The 19,393-nt window shown below is 64.0% G+C and carries 19 protein-coding genes; 15 read left to right on the plus strand and 4 right to left on the minus strand.

The window, feature by feature from the left end; all coding sequences use genetic code 11:
* The first annotated feature begins 2 nt into the window (after window positions 1-2).
* The 7 genes from OVA24_RS18975 to OVA24_RS19005 all read left to right on the plus strand — a co-directional run bounded on the left by OVA24_RS18975 (window position 3) and on the right by OVA24_RS19005 (window position 4,736).
* Window positions 3-530: a hypothetical protein gene (locus tag OVA24_RS18975; RefSeq protein ID WP_267671702.1), complete on the plus strand. Its 528-nt coding sequence runs from the start codon at window positions 3-5 to the stop codon at window positions 528-530.
* An 18-nt stretch (window positions 531-548) separates the two neighbouring features.
* The gene (pyrR, locus tag OVA24_RS18980) at window positions 549-1,079 is read left to right on the plus strand and encodes a bifunctional pyr operon transcriptional regulator/uracil phosphoribosyltransferase PyrR (RefSeq protein WP_267671703.1); all 531 of its coding nucleotides are present in this window, start codon (window positions 549-551) and stop codon (window positions 1,077-1,079) included.
* Window positions 1,076-1,780, plus strand: a complete 705-nt coding sequence (locus OVA24_RS18985; protein ID WP_267671704.1) for a hypothetical protein — start codon at window positions 1,076-1,078, stop codon at window positions 1,778-1,780. The genes pyrR and OVA24_RS18985 overlap by 4 nt, the downstream gene beginning before the upstream one ends.
* Entirely contained in the window at window positions 1,770-2,690 is a 921-nt protein-coding gene (locus OVA24_RS18990; RefSeq protein ID WP_267671705.1) for an aspartate carbamoyltransferase catalytic subunit, read from the plus strand. Before OVA24_RS18985 ends, OVA24_RS18990 begins: the two co-directional genes overlap by 11 nt.
* A gap of 103 nt (window positions 2,691-2,793) precedes the next feature.
* Window positions 2,794-3,063 carry a ribbon-helix-helix domain-containing protein gene (locus OVA24_RS18995; protein WP_267671706.1) on the plus strand — a complete coding sequence of 90 codons (270 nt, stop codon included), beginning with the start codon at window positions 2,794-2,796 and terminating at the stop codon, window positions 3,061-3,063.
* Window positions 3,060-3,431, plus strand: a complete 372-nt coding sequence (locus tag OVA24_RS19000) for a type II toxin-antitoxin system VapC family toxin (protein ID WP_267671707.1) — start codon at window positions 3,060-3,062, stop codon at window positions 3,429-3,431. The genes OVA24_RS18995 and OVA24_RS19000 overlap by 4 nt, the downstream gene beginning before the upstream one ends.
* A gap of 24 nt (window positions 3,432-3,455) precedes the next feature.
* The gene (locus OVA24_RS19005) at window positions 3,456-4,736 is read left to right on the plus strand and encodes a dihydroorotase (RefSeq protein ID WP_267671708.1); all 1,281 of its coding nucleotides are present in this window, start codon (window positions 3,456-3,458) and stop codon (window positions 4,734-4,736) included.
* A gap of 24 nt (window positions 4,737-4,760) precedes the next feature.
* Here the strand turns inward: OVA24_RS19005 and OVA24_RS21360 are convergent, their stop codons facing one another.
* Window positions 4,761-5,291 (minus strand): DUF5362 family protein, encoded by a 531-nt coding sequence (locus OVA24_RS21360; protein ID WP_324287872.1) that lies wholly within the window; start codon window positions 5,289-5,291, stop codon window positions 4,761-4,763.
* Window positions 5,292-5,354: 63 nt separating this feature from the next.
* Complete coding sequence (locus OVA24_RS19015) at window positions 5,355-6,071, minus strand: hypothetical protein (protein WP_267671709.1); 717 nt, start codon at window positions 6,069-6,071, stop codon at window positions 5,355-5,357.
* A 271-nt stretch (window positions 6,072-6,342) separates the two neighbouring features.
* On the opposite strand from OVA24_RS19015, the gene OVA24_RS19020 reads away from it, so the two are divergent.
* Both OVA24_RS19020 and OVA24_RS19025 read left to right on the plus strand, forming a co-directional pair.
* Complete coding sequence (locus tag OVA24_RS19020; RefSeq protein ID WP_267671710.1) at window positions 6,343-9,855, plus strand: 3-keto-alpha-glucoside-1,2-lyase-like domain-containing protein; 3,513 nt, start codon at window positions 6,343-6,345, stop codon at window positions 9,853-9,855.
* Window positions 9,849-11,354, plus strand: a complete 1,506-nt coding sequence (locus OVA24_RS19025) for a DUF7133 domain-containing protein (RefSeq protein ID WP_267671711.1) — start codon at window positions 9,849-9,851, stop codon at window positions 11,352-11,354. The genes OVA24_RS19020 and OVA24_RS19025 overlap by 7 nt, the downstream gene beginning before the upstream one ends.
* 63 nt (window positions 11,355-11,417) lie before the next feature.
* Here OVA24_RS19025 and ilvD read toward each other — a convergent pair whose 3' ends face one another.
* Entirely contained in the window at window positions 11,418-13,118 is a 1,701-nt protein-coding gene (gene ilvD / locus OVA24_RS19030) for a dihydroxy-acid dehydratase (protein ID WP_267671712.1), read from the minus strand.
* A 124-nt stretch (window positions 13,119-13,242) separates the two neighbouring features.
* On the opposite strand from ilvD, the gene OVA24_RS19035 reads away from it, so the two are divergent.
* The 6 genes from OVA24_RS19035 to OVA24_RS19060 all read left to right on the plus strand — a co-directional run bounded on the left by OVA24_RS19035 (window position 13,243) and on the right by OVA24_RS19060 (window position 18,811).
* A complete protein-coding gene (locus OVA24_RS19035) occupies window positions 13,243-14,070 on the plus strand; it encodes a hypothetical protein (protein ID WP_267671714.1) in 828 nt (275 codons plus the stop codon).
* Between the two features lie 7 nt (window positions 14,071-14,077).
* The gene (locus OVA24_RS19040) at window positions 14,078-14,650 is read left to right on the plus strand and encodes an RNA polymerase sigma factor (RefSeq protein ID WP_267671715.1); all 573 of its coding nucleotides are present in this window, start codon (window positions 14,078-14,080) and stop codon (window positions 14,648-14,650) included.
* On the plus strand, window positions 14,647-15,099 hold the full coding sequence (locus OVA24_RS19045) for an anti-sigma factor (protein ID WP_267671716.1): 453 nt from the start codon (window positions 14,647-14,649) through the stop codon (window positions 15,097-15,099). Before OVA24_RS19040 ends, OVA24_RS19045 begins: the two co-directional genes overlap by 4 nt.
* A 69-nt stretch (window positions 15,100-15,168) precedes the next feature.
* The gene (locus OVA24_RS19050) at window positions 15,169-16,275 is read left to right on the plus strand and encodes a metal-dependent hydrolase (RefSeq protein ID WP_267671717.1); all 1,107 of its coding nucleotides are present in this window, start codon (window positions 15,169-15,171) and stop codon (window positions 16,273-16,275) included.
* 56 nt (window positions 16,276-16,331) lie between these two features.
* Window positions 16,332-18,254: a hypothetical protein gene (locus OVA24_RS19055; RefSeq protein ID WP_267671718.1), complete on the plus strand. Its 1,923-nt coding sequence runs from the start codon at window positions 16,332-16,334 to the stop codon at window positions 18,252-18,254.
* A 128-nt stretch (window positions 18,255-18,382) separates the two neighbouring features.
* Window positions 18,383-18,811, plus strand: coding sequence for a type II secretion system protein (locus OVA24_RS19060; RefSeq protein ID WP_267671719.1), 429 nt, complete (start codon window positions 18,383-18,385; stop codon window positions 18,809-18,811).
* Window positions 18,812-18,815: 4 nt separating this feature from the next.
* On the opposite strand, the gene OVA24_RS19065 is transcribed toward OVA24_RS19060, so the two are convergent.
* Window positions 18,816-19,388: a pseudouridine synthase gene (locus OVA24_RS19065; RefSeq protein WP_267671720.1), complete on the minus strand. Its 573-nt coding sequence runs from the start codon at window positions 19,386-19,388 to the stop codon at window positions 18,816-18,818.
* Window positions 19,389-19,393 lie beyond the last annotated feature (5 nt).

The raw sequence follows: 19,393 nt of genomic DNA on the forward strand, positions 1-19,393 counted from the left end.
CCATGAAACCGCTGCACACATCCTACTCGAACCTCGGCTCATGGAAGCCGGACCGTTCACCAGACGGGGCGGAACTATACCTGCGCTATCATGCGAGGCCCATCGTCACGGGAGCGATCTTCCTCTTCCTCATCTGTTGCATCGCCGCAGTGCTGGCAGCCGTCCATCTCCCACCCGATGTGAAAATGAAAGAGGGCCTCATCGGCATCATCATCCTCACAGGCATCGTGGTCCCCGTGGTGATGGTTGCCCACGCCGCCGCCGCGGTGAAGAAAGGACCACTTCTCTCCTATCATGTGTCCACGGACACCTTGCTTGTTTCCGATCCTCCGGCCAAAATCACTCCCGCCTCGGAGCGGGTTTCCTTCTCGTCCGAGCATTTCTCCGACGGCGATCACCGTTTCGAATTCAATCTCGTCGTGGACGGGGAACGGAGGAAGTTCCTCAGTTCCATCAGTTCATTCAAAAATCTGTCCCGCCACATCCGCGAAATGGGATTCCAAGTTTCCGAGCATAAGGTAAAGCTCTGACAGCCACCCACCCCCACCATGGAACGCACCCTCACCCAGGAAGAGATCAACACCGGCGTGGAAACGCTGGCCGCCGCGATCCGTGAAAAAACCGGCGACAGAAAGATCGCCCTCGTCGGGATCCGCAGCCGCGGTGACGAGGTCGCGGAGCGGGTGCTGAATCTCCTTTCCCAGGACGACCGGGAGCTGGACTTCGGCATCCTCGACATCTCCCTCTACCGGGACGACTACGAGCACCTGCGGGAAAACCCGCTGCTGCAGGAAAGCGACATCGGCTTTCCCGTGGATGACGCCCACATCATCCTGGTGGACGACGTGCTTTTCACCGGTCGCACCATCCGCGCCGCCCTGGACGCCCTGCTCGACTACGGACGCCCGGCGAAGATCGAACTGGCCGTGCTGATCGACCGCGGCCACCGCGAGCTGCCCATCGCTCCGGATTACGTCGGGATCACCCTGGAAACAAATCGTCTCGACCACGTGCTGGTTTCTCTGGAAGGAACGGATGGAAACGATCAAGTTCGGATCGTCCGGAAAGAATCGCCATGAGCAATCTCCCGAAGCGCAAGAAGACCCCCGAGGAAATCGCGAAGCTCCGCGAAAGCATGGGCCTCTGTGATGGTCCCGCGCCGTTGATCCCACCTCCACCCGCCGCTCCGGAGGCAGCCGCCCCCGCTCCACCCGCCCCGGCGGACCTTCCTCCACCGCAAGCCCCTCCCGCCGTCGCGCCCCAACCCATCCTCCCGACGGCATCCCACCCAGCACCGGAGATGCCGGCAGCGGAACCCCGCACACCGGCCGAGCCGAAGCAGGTCAGATCGCTCCGCAAGTCGGAGCGCGGACCCGCGCCCGCTGCCAGGGCGCAGCCCGTCCCATCGGACTCGGCGACCGTTCTTCCCAGCCAGCGGCGGACGGATTTCGAGATCAACCAGCTCCGCCGCACCCAGGCGTTCTCCGTCCAGCCACCGGTCAGCCACCTCATCCCGCAGGCTGTCCACCCGTTCATGGCTGGACTCGGCTACCTCTGCGTGTTCGTCGCCGCGGTGCTGCCGTTCATCGACCACTTCTTTACGGACATCTCCCGCTACATCCCGGGCACCCTCTGCCTCGCCGGATTGGCGATCTCCGTGTTCATCTTACTGAAGAAAAAGCGCTCGCTGCACCATGCCGGATTCATCTCCGCCATCGCCATTTTCACCCTGATCTTCGGTGCCCTCTACTACTTTCCCCACCTCCGGAATGCCCCGTAAAGACCTGCTCGACATCGCCTCGCTGGACCGCTCGGAAATCGACCTCCTCCTGGACCAGGCGGCTCCGTTCAAGGAAATCTTCACCCGCTCCGTGAAGAAGGTCCCCGCATTGAAGGGCAAGTCCGTGCTGATGCTCTTCTACGAGCCGAGCACCCGCACCCACTCCTCCTTCGAGGTGGCGGCCAAACGCCTCTCCGCAGACGTCACCAACTTCGACGTCGCCCAGTCCTCCATCACCAAGGGCGAGTCCGTCCGCGAAACGGTGGAGACGCTCCAGGCGATGCGGACCGACTTCATCATCGTCCGCCACAAGGCATCCGGCCTGCCCGGCACCATCGCAAAGCTGACGAAGGCCTCCGTCATCAACGCCGGGGACGGTGCACACGCCCACCCCACCCAGGGCCTGCTGGATGCCTTCACCATCAAGGAAAAGTTTTCTGATCCGACCGGCAAAAAGGTCCTCATCGTCGGTGATATCCTCCACTCCCGCGTCGCCCGCTCCACCTCGACCATCCTGAAGAAGCTCGGCGTGGATGTCGCCTACCTCGGACCCGGATCGCTGGTGCCGAAGCAGGGGCCGGAGAACATCCGCCGCTTCACCAACTATGAGGAAGCGATGAAGTGGGGGCCGGATTTCGTCTATCTCCTGCGCGTCCAGATGGAGCGCCAGGACGTCCAGTATTTCCCCAGCATCCGCGAGTACCACAAGCTCTATGGCGTGACCGAAAAGCGGCTGGCGGACATCCGTGACCGTGGCCTCTACATCATGCACCCCGGCCCGGTGAATCGCGGCGTCGAACTCTGTGATGGCGTCATGGACTACGAACGCAGCCTCATCAACGACCAGGTGGAGAACGGCATCGCGGTGCGGATGGCGGTGCTCTACTACCTGAAGCCGGAGCGTGAATGAATCAGGGATTACCAGATTCCCCCGCGCCTCAAAATGATGTCTATTTTTGACATCAAATGATGCCGCATGTTGACATCCCTCGGAATCGTGGCACTGTCTTTTCATGAAAAAGCAGGGCCTGTATCATGGGGTGTCGAAGAAAAAGCGCACCATCATCGACCTTCCCGACGAGGATTTGAAGCGCCTCGACGACCTCGCCGGAAAGGCCTCCCTTTCCAGGGCGGCGGTCCTCCGCGAAGCCGTTTCGGAATACGTGGCACGCAAAGGAGAAGCCCCGGCCCCCATCAAACCCCTCGCCGGTTTTGGGGCGCTCAAAGGCTGCTACGGTGACGGCCAGGCCTGGCAGGATGAACTTCGCAAAGAATGGGAATGACCGGCTTCTTCGATACCAACATCCTCATCGACTTCGTCAACGGCGTCCCGGAGGCCCAGGTGGCCACTGCTCCTTACAGCCGCCGCTGCATCAGCCGGATCACCTGGTTGGAAGTCCTCGCAGGAGTGAAGGACACCCCCGGCGAAGACATCGCCCGCACGTTTCTCGCCCAATTCGAAATCATCGAGGTCACCGCCGAAGTCTCCGAGGTCACGCTCACTCTCCGCCGCCACCACGTCCCGAAGCTCAAACTTCCGGATGCCCTCATTTTGGCATCGGCACGCCTTTTCGGTTGTCGTCTCATCACGCGGAACACGCGGGATTTCCCCGTCGATTCACCCGACGTCCAAGTCCCCTACCGGATCTGAACCCCACCTTCCACCCATCTTCCCATGTCCATCCTCATCCAGAACGCCCGCATCGCCTCGGAGAACTCCGGGGATCTCCCTGTTTCCGATGTCCTCATCGAGGACGGCATCATCAAGTCCATCGGCAAGGGGTTGGCCGCACCTGCGGGTGCCAAGGTCATCGACGCGGCAAACCGCATCCTGATGCCCGCGATGTTCGATGCGCACGTGCATTTCCGCGAGCCGGGCTTCGAGGCTAAGGAAACCATCGCCAGCGGCGCGGAGTCCGCCATCAACGGCGGCATCACCGGCGTGGTGATGATGCCGAACACGAACCCGGCGATCGATTCCGCCAGCGTGGTCGGACAGGTGCTTGAGATCGGGAAGCGGACCGCGCGCATCCCCATTTATACCTCCGGCTGCGTGACGAAGGGCCGCCATGGCAAGGAACTGGCGGGCATCGACGGCATGCGCGCGCTGGGCGTGAAGATGCTCACCGACGACGGCGACACCACCGGAGATGCGGCGGTGCTGCTGCGGGCGATGCAGTATGCCACGGAGTTCGGCCTGTTTTTCGCCAGCCACTGCGAGGTACCCGAGCTGGCAGGCCCGCGCGCGCTCAACGAGGGCGTCATGAGCTACAAGCTGGGCATCAAGGGTTCCCCCGCCTGCGCGGAGGAAATCATCATCGACCGTGACATCCGCCTGGCCCACGCGGCGGGGGCACACATCCACATCCAGCACGTCTCCAGCAAGGTCGGCATGGAAACCATCGCCTGGTGGAAATCCCGCGGCGATGTGAAGGTCACCGCGGAGGTCGCCCCGCACCACCTCCTTTTCACCGACGAGGACATCGGCGACTACGACACGCACTACAAGATGAACCCGCCGCTGCGGACGAAGGCGGACAACGAGGCGCTGCTGCAGGGCCTCATCGACGGCGTGTTCGACCTCATCGCCACGGACCACGCGCCACACACCCCATTCGAAAAGTCCCAGGACTTCGTCAGTGCTCCGAACGGCATCACCGGCCTGGATACCGCTCTCGTCTCCCTTTACCACCACTTCATCGCCACCGGGAAATTCGGCTGGGATCTGGTCGTGAAACGCTACTCCGCCGAGCCGCGCCGGATGATGGGACTGGACGTCCCTACCATCACCGAAGGCTGCCGCGCGGATCTCCTGCTGTTTGACACGGAGAAGGAAACCACCTTCACGAAGGACTTCATGAAGTCGAAGTCACAGAACACCCCGTTCCTCGACAAGACGCTCAAGGGCAGCGTGGACCTGGTGGTGCTGGGCGACGAGATCCTGCTGGAGCGCTGAGGGAAGGAACCTGGGAAGCCGGCATCAGAAGGAGCCGCCCATTTTCGCCGCGCTCACCCCGGCTGTCACGGCGACCGCGACAATGCCCACGATGTACAGGGCGATCATGACGATGATGGAGATTCCCGCGAATTTCCAGAACGCCCTTTGTTCATTGAGGGCCATCTCAAGGTCAACCTCGGCCCCGGTCGAGGCGAAGCCCGTAATCCGGTTGGCATACTTCCACAGCTTCAGTCCGGGATAGATATAGAGAAGGGCGATCAGAATGTAGAACATCGACATTCCAATCATCATCCCACCCCCCAATGCAGCCGCACCGGATGAGGAAGAACTTCCGATTCCGGATGCCATTCCGGCCCCCCCTGCCACCAACATGACGACCCCAATGACCAACATCAGGCCGGCTCCCAGAAAGGACATCACCGACAGGAGCCTCACCCATGGCCGGGTGCGGACCAATTGGCTGATGATCGACTGGGAACCCAATGCTCCTTGCGGGGTATCTGTGGCCCCGGACACGGAGGCGGAGGAGGGTTGGTAGGGATTGTATTCCATGGCACCACACTGGGTGGAAGGGCTTGGCTCCACAAGGAGATTCCAGCCCCGTCAGATGCCCCTCTAACCGATCAGCAGCAGCCTTGGCGGGGCGCCGGGGATGGTGTCCGGCGCACGGTGGACACAGGGCGGCACGGGACTGCCCGGATACTCGCAGGCGATGCGCCATAGATTACCGACCCCGAAGCTCCATGGCTCGGCACCGGGCAGTGGCGCGTAGTGGAGGTCGTAGAAATTTTCGTTCAGGAATTCCGCGAACCCTTCGTCATCCTCACCACCGTGGAGCGCCAGCAGTTCCGCCCGCAGCGCGGGGATCTCCGCCTTCGGAATGACCTGGTCATTCGGCAAGGCTTCGGAGGATGCACCGAAGTAGGTGCAAAGATACGTGTCCGCCTCATCCGTCGCGCTGTCCACGTGGTAGGACTGCACGTGGGTGGACACCGGGCCGTCGTCCTCATGGAGGTTCACGTAGCCGTTGATGCAGTCCAGCACGGGAAGCAGTCCGCAGGCTTCCATCATGGCTTGGTCCTCCAGCAGGCTCTTTCTCGCAACCTCTCCCGCCGGACTCAGCTCCAGCGCTGCCAGCGTCTCCTCATCAATGGTCGTGATCCCCCGCCCGACCCTCAGCTTTTCCACGATCTCCGCGAAGTCCCCTTCCAGCTTCCGCGGCCAGCACAGTGCGTTCACCGGACCGGAAAACCTGGCGGAGACCAACTCCTCGAAGCTGTCCACATAGCGGATGCACGGAAGCTCTGGCAGCGGCGGGGAGAAATCATTCATCTGGAAAGGTAGCGAGGCCTCCTCGCCAAAGCGACATCGGGGCGGACCGGTATGGCACTTCAACACGTCCAAGGGAATCCGATATCCCTTCCGTTTCATTCCGTCACGAACACCCGTGTTCCTTGCGGTCTCCCCTTGTGGCTCCGGAACATGAACCGCCCAGCACGTCATATTTGCAGCCGTACGGCTAATGATACTGAAGAACCCACCTCTCAGACGCACCCGTATGGCATTTCCGCAACCGGTCCCACCCTTCCCGCCGCGTGTCGGCATGGCCATATTGGTGGCCGCGCTGCTTTCCACAGCAGGTGGGGCGGAAACCTGGCGCAGGAATGATCCTGACCGGCCGCAGCCCCCCATCGTCGCCCCCGGGCCGGAGGTGGCACCGGTGGCGGCACCGCCGGAGGCCATCAAGCTGTTCGACGGCGCGGACCTCTCCCACTGGACGGCGAAGCTGAGCCGGGGGCCGGACAAGGGGAAAGTGGTGCCACCGCAGTGGAAGATCTCCGGCGGGGTGATGGAGGCCGTGCCGAACGGCGGCACCATCATCTGCAAGGAACGCTTCGGCGACTGCCACCTCCACGTGGAGTGGGCCACGCCGGTGAAGATCGACGGCACGGGCCAGAAGCGCGGGAACAGCGGCGTGCTCATCCAGGGGCTGTGCGAGATCCAGATCCTGGATTCCTTTGGAAACACCACCTACCCGGACGGCCAGGCGGGGGCCGTGTATGGGAAATATCCGCCACTGGTGAATGCCTGCCGGAAGCCGGGCGAGTGGCAGACCTTTGACATCACCCTCCAGACCGCGCGGCTGGATGCCGCCGGAAAGATCCTGCAACCCGCGCGGGTGACCGTCATCCACAATGGGATCCTGATCCAGGATGCGGTGGCCATCCCGGACAATGTGCGGCAGGTCTTCACCTTCGCTCTGCAGGATCACCTCAACCCCGTGCGCTTCCGCAACGTGTGGATGCGGAAATTCGACGACGCCACCGCATCTCCGGCCGTGGAGGCCGCCGCACCATTCAGGAAGAACGCACCGGAACCCGCCTGCTCCAGCGTGGTGCCACACGGGCATCCGTTCGTCCCGCCATCCACCGGCACGGACCGCGGGGAACACCTCATGGCCGCGCTGAACTGCGCCTCATGTCACCCGGCGGGAGCCGCCTTGGAGAACCGTCTGCCCGGAAAAAAGGCTCCCCTGCTGGGACCGGAGGGACTGAGGCTTTCGCCCCGCTTCATCACGGACTATCTGCTGGACCCGCAACGCGAGAAGCCGGGGACCACCATGCCGGACATGCTCCACGGCATGGACCCTGCCGGGAAACAGGACGCCGCTGAGGCATTGACCCATTTCCTCATGAGCGTGAGCCGGGAGGACACCGCCGCCACGCCGGGAGATGAAACACGGATCGCCCGTGGACGTTCGCTCTACCACCAGACCGGATGTGTGGCGTGCCACGCTCCGGTGGATGCACCGCAGGGATCCGGCATCCCGCTGGAGGAAGTGCGAACGCTGGCGACGGACTCCGTGCCGCTGGGACCGCTGGAGAAAAAGTACAGCGTGGCGCAACTTTCCGAGTTCCTGCTGAAGCCGGGGAAGTTCCGACCGGAGCGCCGCATGCCGGGGATGAAGCTCACCGCCGTGGAGGCCACGGACATTTCCATGTATCTGCTGCGCGGGCAGGTGGAGTCCGCCACGCGGGTGATGAAGAAGGAAGAAGGCATCCGCACACCGGGGCTGCGTTACGAGCTTTTCGACGGACTGTTCAAGGACTGCGGGCCGTCATTGGAGAAAGCGGCGCCCGTCGCCAGCGGCAGCATCGGCGGCATCGAGATCGCGCAGTGGGCACAGGAGGGGCACCCGTTCGCGGTGCGCTTCAGCGGCTCGTTCGAGGTGCCGGTGGACGGGGCCTACACCTTCTACACCCGCTCCACGGACGGCTCCCGCCTGTGGATCGACGGCACCCAGGTGGTGGAGAATGACGGACGCCACAAGCTCACCGAGAAAAGCGGCGTGGCGCATCTGAAGGCGGGCGCGCACGCGTTCGTCCTCACCTACTTCCAGGGAGAGAAAACGAAGGCCGCCCTCACCGCGCTGTTCGACGGGCCGGGCATCCGCAAGCGGCCCATCAAGGCGCAGAACGTCTCCCACCTCGCGCCCGCAATGCGGCCCACAGGAGAAGAACCATTCACCGTGGATGCAGCGAAGGCGGGGCGCGGAAAGGAACTCTTCGGCCAGCTCGGCTGCGCGCGCTGTCACCACAGCCCCGGCGTCACCGGGATCGGCGCGTCCGCGTTCAAACTCACCGATCTGCTGGAAGCAAAGCCGGAGGCCGCGGGCGGCTGCCTCTCCGCCACACCCGCCGCCGGTGCTCCGCTGTATCATCTTTCCGCGGACCAGCAGGCCGCCATTTCCCGGACCCTGGCGGACCCCGCCCTGCTCAAGTCACCGCTGCCCCCGGAGAAGGAAGCCGCCCGGGTGCTCGGCCAGCTCAACTGTCTGGCCTGCCATTCCCGCGATGGTGCGGGCGGCCCGCATGGACTGCGCGCGGATTACGTTCAGAACATCGGTGAGACGGATCTCGGCGATGAGGGCCGCATGCCCCCGCACCTGACGAAGGTGGGTGCGAAACTCGAAGAGGGCTGGATGAAAAAGGTGCTGCTGCAGGGCGGTGGTTCGCGGCCCTACATGGCCACGCGGATGCCGCAGTTCGGCACGTCCGTCGCGGAGCTTTCCGAATTGCTGGCGGTGGTGGATGGCGGCACTCCACGGACGGAGGAACCCACCGCGAAACCGGCGGAGGAATCCGTGAAGGCAGGACGGGATCTGGTGGGCACCGGTGGCCTGGGCTGCGTGATGTGCCACTCGTTTGGAAAACATCCTTCGCTCGGGATTCCGGCGCTGGATCTGGCGGGGATGACCGGGCGGCTGCGGCCGGACTGGTTCCGGCGCTACCTTGTCGATCCGCAGTCGCTGCGCCCCGGCACGCGCATGCCCAGCTTCTGGCCCCATGGCATCGCGGCGAACCGCGACATCCTCGGCGGAGACACGGACCGCCAGCTCGATGCCATCTGGGACTATCTCTCCGGCGGTGCTGCGGCGGATCCACCGCCGGGCGTCATCCAGGCGAAGATGGAGGTGGTGGCGGAGGGGGAACCGGTCATCTATCGGAACTTCATCGAGGATGCTGGGCCGCGCGCCATGGGCATCGGCTACCCGGAAAAAGTGAACCTCGCATTCGATGCGGAGCAACTGCGGCTGGCGTTGCTGTGGCACGGCTCGTTCATCGACGCCGGCCGCCACCGTACCGGTCGTGGTGGTGGCTTTGAAGCGCCCATGGGCACCGCCGTGCTGAAGCTGCCATCCGGTCCCGCCTACGCGGTTCTGGACACGCCCACCACCGCCTGGCCTGCCACCGCAAAGGAAGGTGACGCCGCGTTCCATGGATATGCCTACGACGGAAAGCGCCGCCCCACCCTGCGCTATTCCTGGAACGATGTAACGGTGGAGGATCACTTCGCCCCGGTGGCGGAGCAGACCGCTTCCGGCTTTCTCCGCACCATCCGGCTGCCTGCTGGCGCACCCTTGGCAAAGTCATGGTTCCGCGTGGCCACCGGCCGCATCGAGGACGAAGGCGGCGGCACGTGGCGGGTGGACGGAAAGCTGCGCCTCACCCTTTCCGGCGATGTGCGGCCTGTTGCACGCGGCTCCGGCGGAAAGGCCGAACTGATCGTCCCGCTCGACGGAGTCTCCACTTTTACCGTGAAATACACATGGTGAAATCCATCCTTCTTACCACCACGTTGGCGATGGCTGCGGGCTCCGCCCAGGAGCCTGCCCCGGGCCCCAGCCCGACCGCGCTGCGTGAAAGCGAGGCCTACCGGCTCATCGACCTGCCGACGCCTCCCGGCGTCCAGTTCGAGGCGGGGGCGCTCTGCCTCATGGGACCGGACCGGTTGGCCGTCGCCACCCGCATCGGCGAAATCTGGATCGCGGACAAGATCCTGGGAGACCCGGCACAACCGGAATGGAAGCTCTTTGAACGCGGGCTGCACGAAGTGCTGGGCCTGGCGGAGAAGGACGGCGCTCTTTTCGCCACCCAGCGCGGCGAGGTCACCCGGATGAAGGATACCGATGGCGACGGCAGGGCGGACATCGTGGAGACCGTGGGGGATGCCTGGGGCATCGACGGCAACTACCACGAGTATGCCTTCGGTTCGCGCTTCGACCCCGGCGGCAACCTCTGGGTGGCCCTCTGCCTCACCGGTTCCTTCACCAGTGACAACCGATACCGTGGCTGGGCGCTGCGCATCTCTCCGGATGGGAAAACCATCCCCATGAACACGGGCATCCGCTCTCCCGGTGGCATCGGTTTCAACGGCAACGGGGATGTCTTCTACACGGAGAACCAGGGACCGTGGAACGGCGCGTGCAAGCTCCAGTGGCTGAAGCCCGGCTCATTCGCCGGACATCCCGCCGGACTCCGGTGGTTCGATGATCCGGCCACGCGCGAGGCGGTGAAAGCCGCCGGCCTGACGAAACCGGCGGAGCCGGAAAGTGGAAGCCGGATGCACGGGGAGGCTAAACGTATCCCCGAACTGCTGCCCCCCGCCGTACTGTTCCCCTATGACAAGATGGGCCAGTCCGCGGCGGGCATCATCGCCGACGGCAGCGGCGGAAAATTCGGGCCGTTTTCCGGGCAACTGTTCGTGGGCGACCAAACGCAGTCACTGGTCATGCGGGTGTTCCTGGAGAAGACGCCCGATGGGCAAAACTACCAGGGCGCGTGCTTTCCCTTCCGCGAAGGCCTCGCCTCCGGCAGCCTCTCGCTGGACCAGGGGGCGGATGGCTCGCTGTTCGTCTTCCAGACCGGCCGCGGCTGGGGATCCCGCGGCGGAAAGCCGTTCGCACTCCAACGGCTGGTGTGGACGGGTAAAACCCCGTTCGAGATCCATGAGATGCGCGCCCGTCCAGATGGCTTCACGCTCACCTTCACGGAACCGGTGGATCCGGCCAGCGCGGCGGCACCCGCATCCTACACCATGAGCGCCTACACCTACATCTACCAGAGCAGCTACGGCAGCCCGGAGGTGGATACCACGAAACCCGTGGTCGAAAGGGCGGACGTCACCGCGGACGGCCTGAGCATCCATCTCAAGGTGAATGGAATGATTGAGGGGCATCTCCATGAGCTGCACCTGCCGGGGCTGCGCTCCGCAAAGGGAGAAGCGCTTGTCCATCCCCGGGCCTACTACACGCTCAACCAGCTCCCGAAATGAAATGAGGCCCCCCATCACCTTCCAAGGAAGGAGGACGGGGAGCCCCTGTTTTCAGATTGGTGCTTACAGATACTTGTCCGTCACCGCGCCTTCGCTGGCGGTGCTGACGAGCTTCGCATACTTGGCGAGGACGCCGCGGGTGTAGCGTGGCTCCGGGCGGACCCAGGCTGCCTTGCGCTCCGCGATCTCCTCGGCGGAAATGTCCACGTCGAGGCGGTTGTCCACGGCGTTGATGGTGATGACATCGCCGTCCTTGAGCAGGCCGATGACGCCACCTTCGAATGCTTCCGGGGTGATGTGGCCGACGACGAACCCGTGGCTGCCGCCGGAGAAACGGCCGTCGGTGATGAGCGCGACATCCTTGCCGAGGCCGAGGCCCATGATGGCGGAGGTCGGTCCGAGCATCTCCCGCATGCCGGGGCCGCCCTTCGGTCCTTCATAGCGGATGACGATGATGTCGCCCTTCACGATCTCCTTCGCAAGGATGGCCTTCATGGCCTCAGGCTCGGAGTTGAAGACCTTGGCGCTGCCCTTGAAGAGTTCTCCTTCCTTGCCGGTGATCTTCGCCACCGCGCCGCCTTCGGCGAGATTGCCGTAGAGGATGCGGAGGTGGCTGTCCTTCTTGATGGGGTTGTCCAGCGGGCGGATGATCTGCTGGCCTTCCGGATAGACGGCGTTCGCTTTCTCCAGGTTCTCCCGCATGGTGCGGCCGGTCACGGTCATGCAGTCGCCGTGGAGCAGGCCGGCATCCAGCAGCATCTTCATCAGCGGGACGGTGCCGCCGATGCGGACGAGGTCCGCCATGGCGTATTTGCCGGATGGCTTGAGGTCGGCCAGGAGGGGCACGCGCTTGCCGATGCGCTCGAAGTCATCGAGCGTGATGTCCACGCCCGCGGCATGGGCCATGGCGGGGATGTGGAGGCAGGCGTTGGTCGAACCACCGAGCGCGATGAGGACGGTGATGGCGTTCTCGAACGCTTCCTTCGTCATGATGTCGCGGGGCTTGATGCCGAGGTTCACCAGATTGAGGACGGCGGCGCCGGCGTCGAAGCAGTCGCGCATCTTGTCGTCGGAAATGGCGGCCTGGGCGGAGCTGTTCGGCAGCGACATGCCGAGCGCCTCGATCGCGCTGGCCATGGTGTTCGCGGTGTACATGCCACCGCAGGAACCCGGGCCGGGGATGGCGCAGGACTCGACCGTGGCCAGATCCTCATCGGTGAACTCCCCGTTGGCGTGCTTGCCGACGGCTTCGAACACGGAAACGACGTCCAGGTCCTTCTCCTCGCCCTTCACTTTCGCGCAGCCGGGCATGATCGTGCCGCCATAGACGAAGACGGCGGGGCGGTTCATGCGGCCCATGGCCATCACGCAACCGGGCATGTTCTTGTCACAGCCGCCGATGGCGACGTAGCCGTCCATGCCTTCGCAGCCAACGACGGTTTCGATGGAGTCCGCGATGACCTCACGGGAAACGAGGGAGTATTTCATCCCCTCCGTGCCCATGGAGATGCCATCGGAGATGGTAATGGTGTTGAAAATGGTGGCCTTGCCGCCGGCCGCGTTCACGCCGTTGGACGACTCGATCGCCAGCTTGTCGATGTGGACGTTGCAGGGGGTGACCTGGCTCCAGGTGGAGGCGATGCCGATCTGCACTTTGGCGAAGTCTTCTTTCTTGAAGCCTACGGCGTAAAGCATGGCACGGCTGGGCGCACGGTCGGGACCATCCAGCATGGGACTGGAAAACGGGCGTTTGTTGTCGTTCATCAGGCGGCCAGCATCTTTCGGGAAATCCCCGGCAGTCAAGGGAAGCCTTGGCCCTCCGGCCTGTCCATTCACCCGCCGTCCGCTGTAACATTTCCCGCAAGCCCTCCGATGAGTCAGTGACACCATGAAACTCACATCCCTTCTCCCGCTCGCCGCCGTCCTTCTCCAACCCCTGTCCCTCTCCGCCCAGGAAGTTCCGGCCCCGCCGGAAAAAACGTGGGAGATCCACCTCCGGGCGGATGGCGGGGGGAGTCCCCGCCTCGCGGAGATGACGCGGCTCCTGCTGGCCCCAGTGACCCGCACGGTGCCGCTGGAGGACGGTGCGACGTTCCATGCCACCGGCTTCCGGAATCCCGCCACGCCCGGCGCGGACTGGGTCGCGGAACTCCGCGGCGCGCCCGGTGCCAGGCAGCTCGTGGCGGACGCCGCGAAATACAGCGGTTTCCGCATCGAGGACGGCACGCTTTTCCTGACCAAGGGCAACGAAACCTACGCCCTCTGGGCCTCTGCGGACGATGTGATCCGCGCCGTCCACCCGGCGGAGAACCGGAACTCCGGCATCCCGGAGATCAGGGAAACGCCCGCATCGTGGGTGTCCGGCGGGGTCCCGATCTCTTCGATCAAGGACGAGCTGCCGAAGTCGGATCTCCTGCGCCTGCTTGATCGCATCGATTTCTCGCTCAACGCGGACGGGGGTGAGATTTCCGCAGAGGTGTTCACCGCATCCGTCACTCCGGAGATGGCGGCGAAGGCCGCCGAGAAGGCCCGAAAGTTGTCCGCCGCCGCCACCCTGATTTCCGGTGAGGAAGTCTCGCTGGAGGACCTGGCGAAGGACATCACCATCACCCAGACCGATGAGAAAATCCGCCTCCGCTTCAACATCACCGAAGCGACGATCGAGAGAGGCCTGATGGGCATCCACCAGCTCCTGAAAGCCACCCGCGGGAAGTAACGCTTCCATGGAATCCGCGGAAACAGACCCTGAAAGCGACGCCGCCCTCGCCACCCGGTGGAGGCAGGGTGACGTCCGCGCCTACGAAGCCATCGTGGCCCGCCATCTCGATCCCGTGCGGAGGTTCCTGATTTCCCGCTGCGGGAATCCCGGGGACGCCGACGATCTCTGCCAGGAGGTATTTCTGGAGGTCTGCCAGAAAATCAAATGCTACACCCCCGGCCAATCCTTCACGGGCTGGCTCTACACCATCGCCCGCCGCCGTTCGATCGATCTCTGGCGCAGGACGCGGCCGATGGAGCCGTTCGATCCCGACCATCACGGGGGAATGGAGGATCGCTCCCCCGCCCGCGTCTCCGAGGAACAGGACGAGGCCGTCACTGCCTGGAACAAGGTCCATGCGCTCCTTTCCGAAAACCAGGCCACCGCCCTGTGGCTGAAGGTCCAGGGCGGTCATTCCATCTCCGAGATCGCCACGATGATGGACCAGTCTCCCGAGAACGTCCGCGTCCTCCTTTTCCGCGCCCGCCAGCAGCTCGCCCTGCTCTGGAACCAACCCACACCCTGCCCCACGCCATGAAACCAAGCCCCTGCGACAGCCATCAGGAAACGATCAGCGCGCTCACCGACGACGGCCTCCCGTTCCCGGAAGCGCTCAGCGGGCACATCGCCTCCTGCCCGGAATGCGCCGCGTTCGCCCGGATCTGCGATGGAGACCTGGATGCGCTTTCCGCTCCCCTTCCGTCCGCCGGTGATGATCTCCGGCAGAGGGTGCTGGTACTTCCGGCGGGCCGTCCCGCGCGCCCGCGCCTCCCCATCGCTCCCTTGGCCGCCGCCGCGGGCATCCTGCTGGCCGCGGGCTGGTGGCTCACGCGACCGGTGCCTGAGACTCCCCGGCCCGCGCCCGTCGTCCAGAATCCAACGACGGAAGATGCGACGGAGATCGCCGCGTTGAAGGAGGACTTCGACCAGGCCCTCGGCCATCTGGCGGAGCCCCTGTCCGTGTTCAGCAGCCTGGCCCGGCCGTAGTGACAGGAAATCGCCCCCGCGCGAACAATACGATTGACTGGCCCTCCCCTGACCCGGTCCCGTTTGTGCATGGATTCGGTCACGCAGGCGGCGCTGGGAGCGGCGGTGGGGGAAGCGATGCTCGGGAAAAAACTGGGCAACCGGGGGATGCTGTGGGGCCTTTTGTTCGGGACGCTGCCGGATCTGGACGTCCTCGTTTCCTTCTTCCTGGACACCACGAACAACCTGATCTGGCACCGCGGGCCCAGCCACTCCCTGCCGGTCATGATCGTCGCCTCGATCGCGCTCGGCCACTGGCTGGCCAAGCTGTGGAAGAAACAGAAGATCAGCCGTGGTCAGGCAGGGCTTTTTGTTTTCGCCGTCTGGAGCACCCATGTGCTGCTCGACTGTTTCACGGTCTACGGCACCTCGGTCCTGTGGCCGTTCACGGAGAAAAGGGTCGCCTTCAACAACCTGTTCATCATCGATCCTCTCTACACCATTCCCCTGGTGGTCACGCTGGTCTGGCTGGCATTCCTGCGGACAAAGAAGCAGCTCCCGAAGAGGAGGAGGCTCTGCTGGTGGGGAATTGGCCTGAGCAGCGGCTACGTGGTGCTGAGCCTGCTGGCGAAGTGGGCGGCATCGGCGGGATTTGACGCGGATCTCCAGAAACGCGGCGTGACCTTTTCCCGGCGGATGGAGGCCCCCACCGCGTTCAACATCCTGTTCTGGCGGTCGGTGGTGGACCGCGGGGATGAGTTGTGGGTCGGCTACCGGAGCATCTTCGAGTTCCATGACACCCCCGTCCGCTGGACCGTGTATCCGAAGGGGACCGACGCCTTTTTCCCGTACTCCGCGATGCGGGAGGCGGACACGGTGGCGTGGTTTTCCGACGGCTGGTGGATCTGCCGGCCGCACAAGCAGGGCATCTGGATGGGCGACCTGAGGTTCGGGGAAACCCGCACGTGGAACGCGCGCAAAGACGCCGTGGATTCACGCGTTTCATTTTCATGGATCTTCCATCCGAAAGCGGAGGGCGACAAACTCCGCCAGGTGATGCCGGAATCGAGGAATCCGGGGGAGACGATGAAACGGCTGGCGAAGCGGGTCGCCGGGGACCGGGCGGCTTGGGAGGCACAGCCGAGGCTGGCGGGCGTCCACGGCAGTTTGCCCGAAACCCTGCGGGCAGTGGAATGAATCAACCGCGGAAATCTGGTTTCCGTCCGGCTGTGAATGGGTTATTGGTTCCGCCAGTGAAGATCCTGCTCCTGATGCTCGGGCTGTCCGGCGTTTCCTTCGCTGCGGCGGGAGACCCTGCGGCGGCGGTGTTGGAGTATCTGGAGAAGGTGCGCCAGCGCACGGTGGATCTGGGGACGGACACCGCGCTCTCCCCCCATACCTCCACGGAGAAGCGCGAACAGATTTCACGCCGCCTTTCCCGTCTGGCGGATGACCTTGGCAAAGGCAGCCTCGAAGCCGCGGAGGTGAAGGTGGATGACAACCTGGCCGCCGTGATCGTGAGAAACACCGGCGGCTTCGACCCTTCGAAAATCCGGGTGGTTTCCATCGGCCTGGTGAGGATGAAGGACGCCTGGCTCCCGGCACCGGTGCCATCGTCATTCGAGAACACCGGCACGGGATTGGTCGCCGCCGCCAGGCAGCGCCTCGGGCAACTGGAGACCTGGATGATGCGGGGGCAGGCCGAACAACTGACCGCCCTCCGTGAACAGTCCCGGGAGCGAATGCGGAAGGATATCCTGGCATCCATGGATCCGGAAATCCTCCGCGATGAATCCCCCGAGAAAGTCACCAACCAGTTCCTCGCCGCCTGCCGGAAGCGGGACCTGCCTGTCATGCTGGGATTTCTGGGCGGCCTGCAGGACACGCCCCCGGACGACTGGGCGGAACGCCTGCGCTCCGCGGACGCGGCGGTGGTGGCGGGAAGAAAAGTCGGGTGGCCGTGGCGGCTGCTCATCGCTCCGGAGGTGGTGAGGGTGCGGGTGGAGGACGGCGGGGAAACCCATGGCTCCCTGTTCTCCTTCGGCTGCCTCGATCCTGCCGGGAGCGGGATGAAGCAGACGTCCACACGGGTGGAGATCCTGCACATCGAGCTGAGCCGGGATGAAGAGGGTCTGTGGAAAGTGGACCTGCCACCCGCATTCCTGCTGCCCCCAGGGGAGGAACTGGACGAGTCCGAGGATGATTTCGTCAAGTCGCTGCTCGACGAATTCCCCGGAGAGATCCGCAAGCAGATCTCCGCCCGGCCTCAGCCATCCATCGCGGAAGCGGCGGCGTCGCTCGACGATGCGCTTCGGAAGGATTCCCTGGACCCGCTCATCTCGTTGATGGATCTGGAGGGCGATCCTGGCACCGCCAGCCGTGGCTGCGCGCTGGGAGCGAGGCTCTGGTGGCTGGTCCACAACCCGCAGGCACCCCGGCTTGCCCAGCTCCTCGGCTACCATGAGAATGGCCGCGCCGGTGTCGTCACGTTCCAGTTTTTCTCCCCGAGGGAGCCGGGCACCTTCGACCTCAGGTCATTTTACCTGGAGAAGACCGCCGCTGGCTGGTTGCTGTTTCCCGGATTGAAGCTGACCAACTCTCCCAGCAAGGAGCAATCCGCCGTAAGGGACTGGGTGACCGACCGTGAAAGGGCCTGGCGCGGCGGATGGCAGGCGAAGCTCGCGGAGGGATGCACCCGCATCGACCCAATTGCCGAAGGAAACGCCCCGGCGGAGGATGACGCGAGGAAGCTGGTGGAGGAATGGCTTTCCGCAACCCACTCCGCGGACTTTCCCGCCGCTCTCCGCAGCATCGTCATCGTCAACCGGCAGGGTGAAACCGAAAGGACGCTGCGCAACCTCGGGTTCGAGTTCACCGCCGCACTGCGTGACGAAGGAAAAGCCTCCATCATCCACAGCGAGCGAGGCTCCACCTGGACGGTCGTGGGAGTGAAGTCCCAGACCGGTATGACCACCACCTTCCCCCTCTACCTCGTGGTGACCACCCACCAGGGCCCGCGGATCCTCATCGGGTCGGACCTTTTCGGTGATTCCACCAGCGGTCGGAACAAGCTGAATGAAACGGTCCTGGAACGCATCAGGGCCTGTACCACCCCGGGTTCCGCCGAGGAACTCAAGAGCCTGCTCGACAGATTCCGCGACAAAACCGGCGGATGAGATCCACGCAAAAATACGGAATGATCTACTCATTCGCGTAATGGCATGCTTCATATTTTTTGATATTCATGGAGGCGTAAATCCAATGCCGACAGCCTGCCGGCATCATTCATCCCCCATCATCAACCATGATCGTCCGATCCATATCATCCGCCCCGCGGCGCTCCCGCGCACAGGGGATGACATTGCTTGAACTGACGGTGGTGATCTTCGTCCTCATGGGACTCATCTCCATCCTGTTCGTGGCCGCCCAGGCGTGGAAGCGCGGCGCGGACCGCGGGATGTGTGTGATGAACATCCAGGTCACCCAGAAGGCATTGAGGAGCTTCTCCAATCTCTATGGATACAATCCCGGCGACTCCGTGACCGGACTGAAAGACAAGATCTTCTCCCCCGGCGGATTCATCGAAGTGATGCCAGTCTGCAAAGGCGGCGGCGAATATTTCTTCGGAGGCGCCTCCGGCGAGGATGCCATCCCCCAGGTGGGCCATCTCTATCTGGAATGCTCATACAGCGAGTCGCGCGGCCACTCGCTCCCGCCGAACGGCGAATGGTGAGCACTCAGCGGCGGGCTTGGATCAGAGCGATCTCCGCGCCATCCAGCACACGCCATGCCCCCGGTGAAAGATCACCCAACGGCAGCTTTCCGATCGCCACCCGCAACAGCCTCAAGGTGGGGAACCCGACGGCCGCCGTCATGCGCCTCACCTGGCGGTTCTTCCCTTCCGTGAGGGTTAGCTCCATCCAGGAAGTGGGGATCGCTTTCCGGAACCTGACCGGAGGATCCCTCGGGGGAAACTCCGGCGCGGGATCAGGTATCCGCGCACGGCATGGCCGGGTGCGGTGCCCCTGGATGACCAGCCCCCCGGCCGCCAGCCGCTTCACGGCATCGTCACCCGGTATACCTTCCACCTGCACCTGATACGTCCGCGGGTGGGCCGCCGCGGGATCGAGGAACCGGTGGTTGAACCCCGGCTCATCCCCCAGTAGCAGCAGTCCCTCGGAATCGAGGTCCAGCCGTCCTATGGGATAAACCCCTTTCGGAAATCCGAAGTCCGCCAGCGTGCGCTGGCCCGGTTGGTCCGGCGTGAACTGGCAGAGCACGCCATACGGCTTGTTGAACGCGATCAGCATGACAC

It is taken from the genome of Luteolibacter sp. SL250, from assembly GCF_026625605.1.
Classification (GTDB): domain Bacteria; phylum Verrucomicrobiota; class Verrucomicrobiia; order Verrucomicrobiales; family Akkermansiaceae; genus Luteolibacter.

What these genes read in the sequence shown, in the direction of transcription:
- OVA24_RS18975 (WP_267671702.1), top strand. Translation starts at nt 3, where the DNA reads ATGAAACCGCTGCACACATCCTACTCGAACCTCGGCTCATGGAAGCCG.
- pyrR (WP_267671703.1), top strand. Translation starts at nt 549, where the DNA reads ATGGAACGCACCCTCACCCAGGAAGAGATCAACACCGGCGTGGAAACG.
- OVA24_RS18985 (WP_267671704.1), top strand. Translation starts at nt 1,076, where the DNA reads ATGAGCAATCTCCCGAAGCGCAAGAAGACCCCCGAGGAAATCGCGAAG.
- OVA24_RS18990 (WP_267671705.1), top strand. Translation starts at nt 1,770, where the DNA reads ATGCCCCGTAAAGACCTGCTCGACATCGCCTCGCTGGACCGCTCGGAA.
- OVA24_RS18995 (WP_267671706.1), top strand. Translation starts at nt 2,794, where the DNA reads ATGAAAAAGCAGGGCCTGTATCATGGGGTGTCGAAGAAAAAGCGCACC.
- OVA24_RS19000 (WP_267671707.1), top strand. Translation starts at nt 3,060, where the DNA reads ATGACCGGCTTCTTCGATACCAACATCCTCATCGACTTCGTCAACGGC.
- OVA24_RS19005 (WP_267671708.1), top strand. Translation starts at nt 3,456, where the DNA reads ATGTCCATCCTCATCCAGAACGCCCGCATCGCCTCGGAGAACTCCGGG.
- OVA24_RS21360 (WP_324287872.1), bottom strand. Translation starts at nt 5,291, where the DNA reads ATGGAATACAATCCCTACCAACCCTCCTCCGCCTCCGTGTCCGGGGCC.
- OVA24_RS19015 (WP_267671709.1), bottom strand. Translation starts at nt 6,071, where the DNA reads ATGAATGATTTCTCCCCGCCGCTGCCAGAGCTTCCGTGCATCCGCTAT.
- OVA24_RS19020 (WP_267671710.1), top strand. Translation starts at nt 6,343, where the DNA reads ATGGCCATATTGGTGGCCGCGCTGCTTTCCACAGCAGGTGGGGCGGAA.
- OVA24_RS19025 (WP_267671711.1), top strand. Translation starts at nt 9,849, where the DNA reads ATGGTGAAATCCATCCTTCTTACCACCACGTTGGCGATGGCTGCGGGC.
- ilvD (WP_267671712.1), bottom strand. Translation starts at nt 13,118, where the DNA reads ATGAACGACAACAAACGCCCGTTTTCCAGTCCCATGCTGGATGGTCCC.
- OVA24_RS19035 (WP_267671714.1), top strand. Translation starts at nt 13,243, where the DNA reads ATGAAACTCACATCCCTTCTCCCGCTCGCCGCCGTCCTTCTCCAACCC.
- OVA24_RS19040 (WP_267671715.1), top strand. Translation starts at nt 14,078, where the DNA reads ATGGAATCCGCGGAAACAGACCCTGAAAGCGACGCCGCCCTCGCCACC.
- OVA24_RS19045 (WP_267671716.1), top strand. Translation starts at nt 14,647, where the DNA reads ATGAAACCAAGCCCCTGCGACAGCCATCAGGAAACGATCAGCGCGCTC.
- OVA24_RS19050 (WP_267671717.1), top strand. Translation starts at nt 15,169, where the DNA reads ATGGATTCGGTCACGCAGGCGGCGCTGGGAGCGGCGGTGGGGGAAGCG.
- OVA24_RS19060 (WP_267671719.1), top strand. Translation starts at nt 18,383, where the DNA reads ATGATCGTCCGATCCATATCATCCGCCCCGCGGCGCTCCCGCGCACAG.
- OVA24_RS19065 (WP_267671720.1), bottom strand. Translation starts at nt 19,388, where the DNA reads ATGCTGATCGCGTTCAACAAGCCGTATGGCGTGCTCTGCCAGTTCACG.